This window comes from Bifidobacterium eulemuris (assembly GCF_014898155.1).
Taxonomy (GTDB): domain Bacteria; phylum Actinomycetota; class Actinomycetes; order Actinomycetales; family Bifidobacteriaceae; genus Bifidobacterium; species Bifidobacterium eulemuris.
On record NZ_CP062938.1, the window covers coordinates 2,146,292 to 2,159,768 of the forward strand.

Consider the following 13,477-nt stretch of genomic DNA (forward strand, 5'->3'; position numbering starts at 1 on the left):
CCTAATTTCTTCTATACAAGAAACATGTATCGAAATGCGCTACAATTTCTTGTATGGAAGAAATTCTGATTGACAGGCCTTTGTATATCGACCGCATCGAACCGTTCATGGAAGCCGATGTGGTCAAGGTCTTGGTGGGACTGCGCCGTAGCGGCAAGTCGGATTTGCTGAAGCTGATTCAGCGTCGTCTGCTTGAGCGCGGGTGCAACGCAAGCCAGTTCATCACCATGAATTTCGAAGACTACGCGTTGACGCAATACAGCGATCCCGATGTGCTGTATCCGTATCTGCTTGAGCGAATCAACGCCGTCGAGGGGCGGCCATATGTGTTCCTCGACGAGATCCAGGAGGTTCGGTCTTTTGAGAAGGTCGTCAACTCGTTGAGGGCCGCCACCAAGGCGGACGTGTATATCACCGGATCGAATTCGAAACTGCTGTCCGGGGAATTGGCCACATACCTCGGCGGACGCTATGTGCAGTTCGAAGTGTATCCGTTCGGATATGCGGAATACCGAGAGGCCCGCAAGCAAGCGGGGGGCGACGGCTCGTTCATGGATTATCTGCTGTCGGGAGGGATGCCGTTCCTCACCACGCAGCAATGGGACGAGCAGAGCCGACGCACCTATCTGACCGACATCTACCGTTCCGTGGTGCTTAAGGACATCGTGCAGAGGCATGGCATCCGCGATGTGACGTTGCTTGAGCGGGTGGTGGCCTATGTGATGGCCAATGTCGGCAACATCATATCGGCCAATTCCATCGCGGCGTACCTGAAGAACGAGCGTATGGAGATCGGCGTGCAGACGGTGATCAACTATTTGGAATACTGCGTTGATTCGTTTCTGCTGGAACGCATGAACCGCGTCGGTGTGGTGGGGAAGAAGCTGTTGAAAACGCAGCAGAAATACTATGTCGCCGACCAAGGTCTGCGCAATGCGATCGTGAGCGACGGCATGACCAATATTCAAGGTCTGTTGGAGAACGTGGTGGCTTTGGAGGCACGCCGTCGCGGATACGACGTGTCCGTAGGTGTGGGCGATGACGCCGAGGTTGACTTCGTGCTCGACAGGGGAGCGGAGCGTCGCTATATCCAAGTGACGTATCTTATGGCCCAAGAGAGGACCGTGGAACGCGAGTTCGGCGCGTTCCGGGGAATCGAGGACAACTATCCCAAAACCGTGGTGTCGATGGATCCGGTGCTTCGCCCGCGCGACGGCATCGAACATAGAAATGTGGAGGAATTCCTGTTGGCCCAGGATTGGTGAGAAAAGGACGATGCGCGGCGCAATCGATGTCGGACGTATGTGGGCATCGACCGGCATCGCACGTCGTATTCGTCGGTTCCGCGGCTTTGGATGTTGTTGCGGCGAAGAGTCCCGCGACACGTCTCGAACCGGTTGAACAGCGCTTGCGGGGCGAGTTACACTATCCCTCAGATCGCATACGCCGACGTATGCGCCGCACCACATCACACGCAACAAAGGAGTTATCGCATGCAGCCGTCCGCCCCCGCAGTCGAAACCGCCGACGAGACCTTCCGCGCCCGCCTCGCCCGCCACCACGACGAGCTTGAGCAGCTGTTCATGGAGCTATACGACGACCCCACCGCGCTCGACGACCTCGAAACCATGATGGCGCAAACCTACGCCGCCCGTCCGGCCGACCTCAAAGCGCTCGACAAGACCCGCGAATCCGACCCCGAATGGTACAAGCGCGGCGACATGTTCGGCATGACCCTCTACACCGACCTCTTCGCTGGCGATCTCAATAAACTCGCCGACAAAATCGACTACCTCGAAGAGCAGAAGCTCACCTACCTGCATCTCATGCCGCTGCTGCAGATGCCCCATCCCGCCAACGACGGCGGCTACGCGGTGGAGGACTTCAACAACGTCGACCCCACGCTCGGCACCAACGAAGACCTCGCCAACCTCACCGCGAAACTGCGCAAAGCCGGCATCAGCCTGTGCCTCGACTTCGTGATGAACCACACCGCCTCATCGCACCGCTGGGCGGAAGCCGCGCAGAATGGCGACCCCGAATACCAGGACTACTACTTCTGCTATGACGACCGCACCATCCCCGACCAGTACGACGCGGTCGTCCCGCAGGTCTTCCCCAACTCCGCGCCCGGCAACTTCACGTGGAACGAACGCATGAACAAGTGGGTGATGACCCAGTTCTATCCCTTCCAGTGGGACCTGAACTACCGCAATCCCAAAGTGCTCGTCGCCATGCTCGCCAGCGCGCTAAACCTCGCCAACCTCGGCGTGGAGGTGCTGCGCATCGACGCCGTGCCCTACATTTGGAAGCAGCTCGGCACCAACAGCCGCAACCTGCCGCAGGTGCACACCATCGTGCGCATGCTGCGCATCGCACTCGAATGCGTCTGCCCGGCCGTGGTGCTCAAAGGCGAGGTGGTGATGGCCCCCAAGGAGCTCGCCGCCTACTTCGGCACCCCCGAGCATCCCGAATGTCACATGCTCTACAACGTCTCCATCATGGTGAACCTGTGGAGCGCGCTCGCCAACGGCGACACACGCCTGCTTAAAACGCAGATCGACAAGCTCAACGCCTTGCCCGAAAACTGCTGGTTCGTCAACTATCTGCGCTGCCACGACGACATCGGCTGGGGGCTCGACGAACCCGAGGAGGAGCGCCTCGGCATCGACCCGCTCAAGCACAAGAAATTCCTCTACCACTTCTACGAGGGCGCGGTGCCCGGCAGCTGGGCCATGGGCGAGCTCTACAACTACGACGAAGCCAGCGGCGACGCGCGCAGCTGCGGCACCACGGCCAGCCTGTGCGGCATCGAACGCGCCCTGATCACACACGACAAGCCCGCGCTCGAGGTGGCCGTGAACCGCGACCTGCTCATGCACAAGGCGATGGCGTTCCTGCGCGGCTTCCCGATGCTCAGCTGCGGCGACGAGATCGCCCAGCTCAACGGATGGGACTACAAGGAGGATCCCGACCGCATCGAAGACAGCCGCAACCTGCACCGCAGCAAGTTCGATTGGGAGAAGGCAGCGTTGCGCTCGCAGCCCGGCACCGTGCAGAACCAACTGTGGGAGGGCATGGCCGATTTGCGTGCGATGCGTTCCGATCCCTGCTTCGCGGCCGACGCGTGGGTGACCACATGGGATTCGCATAACGATTCCGTGCTGGCTGTGGTGCGCAAGACGGACTCCGGCACGCTGCTGGGCCTGTTCAACTTCTCGAACGTGCCCCAGACCGCATGGCTTGACAGCGCCGCCGGCGTGACGCTGCAGCCCAGCGCCGATCTGGCCCCCTATGAGGCGCTGATTCTGCGCCAGTAGGCCAGTAGGTTGGGACGGTGGTTTTGCCCCACGACATGATGCCATGCTTCCGTAAAAACGATCGCTGCCGTCGAATCAGTGATGGTTTTTACGGAAGTATGGCCTTCTCCTGCGTAAAAACCGCCATTGAGTCAATGTCAGCGATCGTTTTTACGGAAGTGGGCGTTTCCTGCCGCTATGCTTAGGCGCATGGTGTCGAATTGCATGGGACTTGGGTACGACGTGGTGGATGTTGCAGCGTTGGATGAGCAGTTGGCCGAACCCGGCACCCGCATGCGCAACCTGTTCTCCGCACGCGAGATGCATCAGGCACTGCGCATCGCGTCGGTCAAAGGCGATGGCGCGACCGTGCATCTCGCCGCCAAGTGGGCCGGCAAGGAGGCGGTGCTCAAAGCGTGGGAAGAGGCGCTGGGGGAGCGGCCCAGCCCATACACGCTCGATGATTTCCCGTGGAAGAGCATCGAAATCCTTGACGACCAGCGCGGACGCCCCCGTGTGGTGCTGAGCGAGGACGTGGAGGAGACGTTGCGCGCGTCATTGGCATGGAGCGACGGCGAACCCGGCTGGCTGATCTCCCTGAGCCATGACGGCCTTATCGCCGGTGCCGTGGTGATGCTGGTGCGGCGTGACCCGAACGACAAACATTCCACCGACGAATCGCCACTCGAGCGGATGGTGAGCTAGACATCGCCGTCGATGTCGTCAAATCAGACGACTTCGACTACTGTGTCAACCATGATGACAATGTTGAAGGCAATGACGCCCCGCATGCCCCGAACCGAACATGTGGCCGACCATATGGTGGCGATGGCGCAGACCGAATCCACGAATTCGTTGGCGCGCAACCTCGTCGATGCCGACGCGCTCGGCTTGACGGACGGCGGCCACGGCGGAGTTCCGGTGACCGTGGTGGCCGCCGATATGCAGACCGCCGGGCGTGGGCGGCTCGACCATACCTGGGTGAGCAGGCCCGGAGAATCGTTCACCGTCTCCTTCGCCACCGTTGTGCCGCGCAGTCTCGCCACGGACGAATCGGTGAATGGCTGGCTGCAGATGATCGCCGGACTGGCCGTGCTCGACGGATTGGACAAGGCGATCAGCCAGTGCGGCGCTCGGCCGAACCAACCCGACTGTTCACGCACGCTCAAATGGCCGAACGACATCTTCGTGCACGGGCTCAAGTTGGGCGGCATCCTCGCCGAACTTGTGCCGTTGCCGATGTCTCAGGCGGTCGACGACGAACGCGCAACCGACGGTGAGCGTGTCGCGATCATCTTCGGTATCGGCCTCAATCTCAACCTTTCGGCATCCAACCTGCCCACGCCGCAGTCCACCTCGCTGCAGTTGCATGTGGCGGGACTGCCCGACGGAGCGGTGATGCGCGATATGATCGCCGCGGGCATCGTCTCGTCGCTCAAGCGTCGCGTCACCATGTTCGTCGAAGATCCGCGAGGCCAAAGCGCCGCCCTGCGCGACGAGGCCGCCGCGAAGAGCTGGACGCTGGGGCGCAGGGTCGAGGCGCATTTCGTGGACGGCGGCACGTTGGAAGGCGAGGCGATCGCGCTGAACGCCGACGCGTCGCTCACCGTACGTACCGATGATGGCGCGGAGCATGTGGTGCGCACCGCGGACGTGGGCGTGCTGCCCCGGTGATCGCGGCCGTTGTGGGCCAAGCTTTTCTGCGTATCTCGGACGGAACTCGATGTGCGGCTGCTGGGGTGTCGTGGGCGGAGCGGCATTGAGTGCATTATGCTCCGTTTGCCACCGTGTGATGGGCGGCGCTTCCGGTCCGTGCCATCACGACACACGTTCGAACGATATACGGGCGCGCCGGTTGCCTTCCCGTCGGACTTATGTATAATAGCCAAGTCGCCAAAAGCGACACTTTGCGGATGTAGCTCAATGGTAGAGCCTCAGTCTTCCAAACTGATTACGCGGGTTCGATTCCCGTCATCCGCTCCACTTTTTCCTGCCAAAAACCCAATGATTTCAACGGTTTTCGGCACCACTCCAGCAGGCCGTGGTGCAACCACACATGTGATTTTGCCATTGTTCGCCTATTTACACCACATTAAGGTGACCTATAAGAGGTGACCTCTGTCGCGCCCCGTAAACCCCGCGAAGGAGACCTGGGATAACGCTCGAATCGTGACCGCCAAGGTCATCGGCTCGGTCGCTGGTGTGATTCTAGCGGCTGCCGGCATCTTCGGTGTCCGTGCCAGGCAGCAGCAGGTCCCGATATTCTTCGGTGAGGGAGTAATAGGCGGGGCGTTGTCCGGTGTTCTATTGTTCCTTCCGCACCTTAAGAACCTATTCTATAAGCTTGTCCGGTGTTCTATTGTTCCTTTTGAGGCAAAAGGAACAATAGAATGTGGGTATTGTTCGTGGTTCGGGTGATTTAATGTTCCGAGGAACAATGGGACTGCTCGTATGCCTCCTACGAGGAGTGGCGACGATGACTCTCGATTGGGGCCGCCGCGACTCATCCTGTGGGGCGATTGATTTTCCCGATGGGCGGGGTATCGTAGTCACAGCACAACGAACGGAACGCGCGGCAAGGGGTTTCCATGGTGGACGGCATGAACGAGACCACGAATGCGATCGGAGCGGCGTCGGCTGCCGGAACGCCGACCGATGTGGCTTCGACCAATGCGGACGCGAGTGTTTCGGACGCGAACGTCTTGGCCGCATCCGCCGAAGCGCCGACCGCCGTGGCGAAAACCGCGGAACCGAGGGCCATCAAAGCGAAAGTCAGCGCGTCCTCGATTCCCGAATCCGACCTGTCTTTGGCGGATATCGGCCGACGCCGCGCGCATCCCGCGCGTTGGGCGGCCTATATCCTGACGGTACTAGTCGCCATCATCGGCCCCTACTGGTTGGGTCGCACGCTGGCTGTGAACAACACCGCATGGCTGGTGGCGCATCTGAGCGGCATCGACCCGCGCGGCATCGCTTTGGTGAGCTGGGCCGTCACCGTGGTGACCTTCGTGGGATTGGCGATGGCGGTGGTCGTCTCGCCCTCCTGGCCATGGCTGATCGTGTTCGTGGTGGGGCTCGCGTGCGAACAGTTCGTGGCCGGCCTGTGCATTCTCAAAACCAACTTCTGGTACTCCACCTACGTGGTCTACGGCGAGCATTCGGGCCTTGCGAACGCTGCCAATCTGGGCATCCTCGCCGCCGGCGCGGGGGTGGCCGTATTCGCCGTCCTATGGGTGGGTCTGCTGGTGGTGATCAAGAAGGATTCGCCGTTCAACGTGCTTACGCGCAGCTGGTCGTCGTTCATCCTCTTTTTCGTGCTGGAATTCGCGGCGCTGCTGATCGTGCTGTTCGGCGGCTTGCTCAACACGGTGTGAGCGCGGCACCCGCCCCAAGTCCCACCCCTCGCGTATAGTCTCCCTTTGGCGTAATTTCGCCCGCGGATAGAGAGCGCTGCGAGCACCGTGCTCGGAGCACCGCGCAACGACCATAAGGAGGATGCCGTGGCACTGACGGCTGAGGAAAAGAACGAGATCATCACCAAGTACGCGACGCACGAAGGCGACACCGGCTCCCCGGAGGTCCAGGTCGCGCTGCTGTCCAAGCGAATCTCCGACCTGACCGAGCATCTGAAGGAGCACAAGCACGACCACCACTCCCGTCGTGGCATGCAGCTCATGATCGGTTCCCGTCGTCGTCTGCTTGACTACCTCAAGAAGAACGACATCGAGCGTTACCGTGCGCTCATCGAGAAGCTGGGCCTGCGCCGCTAGTAGTCTTCCGCCCGAGTGCCGCGATTGGCGCTCGGGCGTTTTACATAACTGAATCCACAACTGAAGATGACGGGACCATACCGGCCACGGCCGGGCGTCCCGTGAACGCACGTCAGGTGCGTGTCGCATGTGATCCGAATGAAGACAGGACGATGGCTCTGCGAGCATGAGGCGAGAGGCCGATGCCACTCGCGAGAGGAATGGCCAGAACGACGGCCGGCAGGGATCAGACAGAGGGTTTGATAGAGGAACAACGGCCAAGGGGCCGCGCAAGACATGTGACGTCCGCTGAAGAGGACATCGATAGCAAGGAATAAAAACAGAAGGAGGAACCCTATGGAGGGTCCCGAAATCAAGGCCGTTGAGGCCGTAATCGACAATGGATCATTCGGCAAGCGCACGCTGCGCTTCGAGACCGGACGCCTCGCCCAGCAGGCCGACGGCGCCGTCGCCGCCTATCTCGACGACGATTCCATGGTGCTGAGCACCACCACCGCCGGCTCCAGCCCGAAGGAGAACTACGACTTCTTCCCGCTGACCGTCGACGTGGAAGAGAAGATGTACGCCGCCGGCAAGATCCCCGGCTCGTTCTTCCGCCGCGAGGGCCGCCCCTCGTCCGAGGCCATCCTGGCCTGCCGTATCATCGACCGCCCGCTGCGCCCGCTGTTCCCGCACACGCTGCGCAACGAAGTGCAGGTCGTGGAGACCATCCTCGCCGTGAACCCCGAGGATGCCTACGATGTAATCGCCCTGAACGCCGCCTCCGCCTCCACCATGATCTCCGGCCTGCCGTTCGCCGGCCCGGTCTCCGGTGTGCGTCTGGCGCTGATTGACGGCCAGTGGGTCGCCTTCCCGCGTTGGAGCGAGCGTGACCGCGCCGTGTTCGAGATCGTGGTCGCCGGCCGTGTGGTCGAGAACGGCGACGTCGCCATCGCCATGATCGAAGCCGGCGCCGGCAAGAACGCCTGGCAGCTCATCTACGAGGAGGGCCAGATCAAGCCGGACGAGGAAGTCGTCGCCGGTGGTCTGGAAGCCGCCAAGCCGTTCATCAAGGTGATCTGCGAGGCCCAGGCCGAACTCAAGGCCATCGCCGCCAAGGAGACCAAGGAATTCCCGCTCTTCCCGGAGTACACCGACGCGCTGTACGCCCGCATCGACGAGATCGCCCACGCCGACCTCGACTCCGCCCTGACCATCGCGGAGAAGCTGCCGCGTCAGGACCGCATCGCCGAGATCAAGGCGACCGTGAAGGAAACCCTCGCCGCCGAGTTCGAGGATATGGACGAGGCCGAGAAGGACAAGCAGATCGGCAACGCGTTCAAGGAACTGCAGCGCCAAATCGTCCGCCGCCGCATCCTCACCGAGGATTACCGCATCGACGGCCGCGGCCTGCGCGACATCCGCACCCTGTCGGCCGAGGTCGACATCGTGCCGCGCGTGCACGGCTCCGCCCTGTTCCAGCGCGGCGAAACCCAGATCCTGGGCGTCTCCACGCTGAACATGCTCAAGATGGAGCAGCAGATCGACGCGCTCTCCGGACCGCAGTCCAAGCGCTACATGCACAACTACGAGATGCCGCCGTACTCCACCGGTGAGACCGGCCGCGTCGGCTCCCCGAAGCGCCGCGAGATCGGCCACGGCGCCCTCGCCGAGAAGGCCATCCTGCCGGTGCTGCCGGGCCGTGAGGAATTCCCCTACGCGATCCGTCAGGTCTCCGAGGCCCTCGGCTCCAACGGCTCCACCTCCATGGGTTCCGTGTGCGCTTCCACCCTGTCCCTCCTCGCCGCCGGCGTGCCGCTGAAGGCTCCGGTCGCGGGCATCGCCATGGGCTTGGTGTCCGGCGATGTGGACGGCCAGCACATCTTCAAGACCCTGACCGACATTCTGGGTGCCGAAGACGCGTTCGGCGACATGGACTTCAAGGTGGCCGGTACCTCCGAGTTCATCACCGCCCTGCAGCTCGACACCAAGCTCGATGGCATCCCCGCCGACATCCTGGCCGCCGCACTGCAGCAGGCCAAGGAGGCGCGCACCACGATCCTCGAGGTCATCAACGAGTGCATCGACGGTCCGTCCGAGATGAGCGAGTACGCTCCGCGCATCATCACCACCACCGTTCCGGTGGACAAGATCGGCGAGATCATCGGCCCCAAGGGCAAGATGATCAACCAGATCCAGGAAGACACCGGTGCCGAGATCGCGATCGAGGACGACGGCACCGTCTACATCTCCTCCGAAGGTGGCGAGGCCGCCGAGAAGGCCAAGGAGATCATCGACCAGATCGCCAACCCGCATGTGCCGGAAGCCGGCGAGACCTACAACGGCAAGGTCGTCAAGACCACGTCGTTCGGCGCGTTCGTGAACCTCACCCCGGGCACCGACGGTCTGCTGCACATCTCGCAGATCCGCAACCTGGCCAACGGCGAGCGTATCGACGCCGTCGAGGACGTGCTCAAGGAAGGCGACACCGTTGAGGTGATCGTGCAGGGTGTCGACGAGCGCGGCAAGATCTCGCTCGCCATCCCCGGCTTCGAGGATCAGGAATCCGGTGCCGGCCGTGGCGGCCGTGACCGTGGCGGCCGTGATGACCGTCGTGGCGGCCGTCGCGACGATCGTCGTGGCGATCGTGACTATGACGATCGTCCGCGTCGTCGTCGTTCCGATGATCGTGATGATGATTTCGAGGATCGTCCACGTCGCCGCCGCGCCGAGCGTGACTACGATGAGGCCGACCGCGATTTCGATGATCGTCCGCGTCGCCGCCGTTCTGACGATCGTGATGATGATTTCGAGGATCGTCCGCGTCGCCGCCGCTCCGCTGACCGCGATGATCACTCCGATCGCCGTTCCTCCGGCCGCGGCCGCGGTTCCGACCGCAACCCGCGTTATGCCACCGACGACAACTACGACGACTACCGTTCCGAGCGTGAAGAGCGCGCCGAACGTCCTCGTCGCCGCGTCCGTCGCGACTTCGATCCCTTCGAGGACTGATTGATCATCGGTTGACGTGATTGAGAACCCGCCCATCGTGGCGGGTTCTCTTGTATGTGCCGGCGTCGGACGCTCTGCTTACAACGATTTAACCACTTGGTCGACCATAATGGCTTGATTCCGTGGCCGCATATGCCTCGGTGGTTAAATCGTTGTTTTTCGTACCGACGTGCTGGGAGAATAGGGCGGAATGAGCTGATCGAACAAAGGAGTGCTCATGATCGCAGTCATCATCGTGGTCGCCGTCATAGCGATTGTGCTGATCTGGGCCGTGACGGCCTATAACAATTTGGTCTCGCTGAAGAACCGCGTGAAGAACGGATGGGCGCAGATCGACGTGCAGCTCAAACAGCGCGCCGACCTGATTCCGAATCTTGTGGAGACGGTGAAGGGCTATGCCGCCCACGAATCGAGCGTGTTCACCGAAGTCACGCAGGCCCGCGCCGGTGCAGTGGCTGCGGCGAATAATCCGAACGCCACCACCGTCGAACGCGCGGCCGCCGAGAACCAGCTCTCCCGCGCTTTGGTCAATCTGCAGGCCACGGCCGAAGCGTATCCGGCCCTGCAGGCCAACCAGAACTTCCTCGATCTGCAGGCACAGCTGAAGGCGCTCGAAGAGAAGATCGCCTACGCCCGTCAGTTCTACAACGACGTGGTGCTTAAGCTCAACACCGCCATCGAGACGGTGCCGAGCAACATCATCGCCGGGCTGTTCCACTTCGAGCAGGCTCAGTATTTCGAGGCCGACGAGGCCGCGCGCCAGGTGCCGCAGGTCAAATTCTGATTCTGGCGGCTTGCGGCGGGTTGGGCGCGTCAGTGGCTATCGGGCACGCGGATGCGTTGTTGAGATGTTTCGACTCCGCTGCGCTCCGCTCAACATGACGAGAGGTGCATGTCGTCTAATCTGGTGGGGCATGGCGTCGCTCAACATGACGAGGAGTGCATGATGCTTAGTTCGGTGGGTGTGATGCCGCTCAACATGACGAGGTATGCGTGTTGCTGGTGGGCGTGCTGTTGAGATGTTTCGACTCCGCTGCGCTCCGCTCAACATGACGGGGTGTATGCGTCGCAACTGGACGGGCATGGATGCGGAATCGGGCCAGCCGGAGATAAGGGAATGAGGGGATATGAGGAAGAGACTGATACGAGCGGGAATCTTCGCGGTTGGGGTCGCGGCGCTCATCATGGCGATATCCATGCTGTTCGTCGTCGCGGACACGGACGGCGCGGACCTGAGCTACCGCACGCTCGATCTGGAGGCCACCGTGCAATCCAACGGCGACCTGACCGTCACACAACATATCGATATGAAACTGCGCGACCGGTCCGACGATGACGGCGACCGCCCCTGGAAGCAGCTTTACCAGCAGTACACGCTGAATTCCAGCAATCTCACCGACATCTCCGACATCTCGGTCACCAACGTCACCACGGGGGAGACCTACACGCAGATCGCGCCGCAGACGCCGAGCGACATCAGCGACACGACATGGAACGGCGAATACGCGAACCACTGGTACATCGCCGACGTATCCCAAGGCGAAAGCGACCCGCAACCCTACGAGCCGGGCGTGGACGGGCTGGCCGTGTCGGGCGGCAGCGACTCCTCCACCTCGGCCAGCAGCAAAATCATCGAAATCGGCTGGAACATCCCCGCAACCGTCGAAGCGGACAGTCTGCGATTCGACGTGACCATGACCCTGCACGACGTGGCCACCGCGTGGAGCGACATCGTCAGCCTGCAATGGGAGCCGTTCGGCAAAACGAACCAAGTGCCGATCGGCACCGTCACCGGCACGGTGCGATTCCCCGACGGCGTCGACGAAGACACGTCGTGGGCGTGGCTGCACACGGAACGCACCAGCGAAACCAGCCGTGACGCCGACGGCGGCCTGCGATTCACCGCCTACGATGTGAAAGCCGGCGACTATCTCGACGTGGTCGCCGCATACGACCGGACTGCGGCCGATTCCTCCGCCGTCACGCGCGTGATCACCGGCGACCATCTCGACGCGCTCCAAGCCGACGAAACCCGGCAGGAACAGCAATGGCGCGAGCAACAGCGCGCCCATGCCATCCGGATGGTCGTCTTCTGGGCGGCAAGCATCGCCATCGGCGTCCTGCTATGCGTGATCGGTCTGTTCGGCGTGCGCAAATCCCTCGAGGCCGCGCGATACCGCGGTGGAATCGAATACTGGCGCGACCCGCCCGGCATGAGCCCAGCCAGCGCCGCCACGCTGATCGACGTGGTCGATTCTCCCGCCGGCGATCTGGATTCGCGCGTGATGACCTCCACCGTGCTTGCCCTCGCCGTGAAGAAAGCCATCGCCATCTATCCCGGGCCGGCGAGCATGTACGCGGGCATCGATATGAGCCAGGCGACGAATCCGGTCGGGCTGGCCGGCATGATCGGCACCGACGCGAATCGTCTCGCCGCTGCGAAGCAGACCAGCACCATGGTGATCCTGCCTGCCGCGTTGAACGACGAAACGCGGGAGGCGATGGGCCTGAGCCAGTCCGAAAGCGCCTGCCTCGACCTGTTCATCGCGATTTCGAAGCGCGTGGGTGGGCCGGTGTTCGACCTCAAGCAGATGACGAAGGCCTGCAAGAAGTGGAAGAAAGGCTACGAATCGTTGGGATCGTTCACCACGGCCTGCGGCAACGAATACGCGCTGCTGGGCGCCACGCGCAGCACCGGCGGGCAGGCCGCGGCCGCCGGTCTGGTGGGGGCGGTTCTCGGGGTCGCCATGCTGGTGGTCAATATCACCAACGGCAACCTCGCCATGGCGCTGGCCTCCGGATTGCCGGTGCTAATCGTGGGCCTGTTCTGCGTGTTCGGCGCCTCCTATACGGGTTTGACCGACGCCGGGCAGGAGCATGCCGGCCGCTGCCTCGGCTTGAAACGCTATATGCAGGATTTCTCCGATTTCTCCGACCGTGGTGCCGCCGACATCGCCCTGTGGGATTGGTATATGGTGTACGCCGCAGCGTTCGGCATCTCCGAGCGGGTGGGCAAGGAGCTCGCCAAGGCATATCCGCAGGTGACCGATCCCACATGGCTGGATTCCCACGCCTCCGGTTCGCTGCTGTACTGGTCGTATCGTCCCTTCGGCTGGTATGGCTATGGCGTTGGCGCGGCGGCCGGAGCGGCGTCGGACGGTGGGATGGGCGGCCCTGCGTTCGCGTTCGGAGGGGACTCCTTCGCGGCCGGATTCGGCGACATCGGCTCGCAGCTGAACGCGGGCTTCGCCGAAGTGCGTTCCACCATCCAAGCCGCGGCACCCTCGTCCTCCGGCGGATTCAGCGGTTCCGGCGGGTCGTTCTCCGGCGGCGGCTTCGGCGGCTCCTCCGGAGGCTCTGGCGGCGGCTCCTTCGGAGGCCGTTAACGGGTTTTCATGCTGTGTCCGTTGCCGCGCA

The 13,477-nt window shown here is 62.3% G+C and carries 9 protein-coding genes and 1 tRNA gene; all 10 read left to right on the plus strand.

Features of this window, described 5'->3' with window-relative positions:
* Positions 1–53 precede the first annotated feature (53 nt).
* Positions 54–1,265, plus strand: a complete 1,212-nt coding sequence (locus tag BE0216_RS08975; RefSeq protein ID WP_226805755.1) for an ATP-binding protein — start codon at positions 54–56, stop codon at positions 1,263–1,265.
* A 228-nt stretch (positions 1,266–1,493) separates the two neighbouring features.
* Positions 1,494–3,320, plus strand: coding sequence for an alpha-amylase family protein (locus BE0216_RS08980; RefSeq protein ID WP_094637747.1), 1,827 nt, complete (start codon positions 1,494–1,496; stop codon positions 3,318–3,320).
* A gap of 204 nt (positions 3,321–3,524) precedes the next feature.
* Positions 3,525–4,004, plus strand: coding sequence for a holo-ACP synthase (locus BE0216_RS08985; RefSeq protein ID WP_094637771.1), 480 nt, complete (start codon positions 3,525–3,527; stop codon positions 4,002–4,004).
* 51 nt (positions 4,005–4,055) lie between these two features.
* Complete coding sequence (locus tag BE0216_RS08990; protein ID WP_094637748.1) at positions 4,056–4,973, plus strand: biotin--[acetyl-CoA-carboxylase] ligase; 918 nt, start codon at positions 4,056–4,058, stop codon at positions 4,971–4,973.
* A gap of 235 nt (positions 4,974–5,208) precedes the next feature.
* Positions 5,209–5,282: transfer RNA gene (locus tag BE0216_RS08995), tRNA-Gly, on the plus strand.
* 617 nt (positions 5,283–5,899) lie between these two features.
* Positions 5,900–6,673, plus strand: a complete 774-nt coding sequence (locus BE0216_RS09000; protein WP_226805756.1) for a hypothetical protein — start codon at positions 5,900–5,902, stop codon at positions 6,671–6,673.
* Between the two features lie 126 nt (positions 6,674–6,799).
* Positions 6,800–7,069 (plus strand): 30S ribosomal protein S15, encoded by a 270-nt coding sequence (rpsO, locus tag BE0216_RS09005; RefSeq protein WP_072723388.1) that lies wholly within the window; start codon positions 6,800–6,802, stop codon positions 7,067–7,069.
* Positions 7,070–7,405: 336 nt separating this feature from the next.
* Positions 7,406–10,060 carry a polyribonucleotide nucleotidyltransferase gene (locus tag BE0216_RS09010; protein WP_094637750.1) on the plus strand — a complete coding sequence of 885 codons (2,655 nt, stop codon included), beginning with the start codon at positions 7,406–7,408 and terminating at the stop codon, positions 10,058–10,060.
* A gap of 217 nt (positions 10,061–10,277) precedes the next feature.
* Positions 10,278–10,844, plus strand: a complete 567-nt coding sequence (locus BE0216_RS09015; protein ID WP_094637751.1) for a LemA family protein — start codon at positions 10,278–10,280, stop codon at positions 10,842–10,844.
* Positions 10,845–11,187: 343 nt separating this feature from the next.
* Positions 11,188–13,446, plus strand: a complete 2,259-nt coding sequence (locus BE0216_RS09020) for a DUF2207 domain-containing protein (protein WP_094637752.1) — start codon at positions 11,188–11,190, stop codon at positions 13,444–13,446.
* Positions 13,447–13,477: the final 31 nt, after the last annotated feature.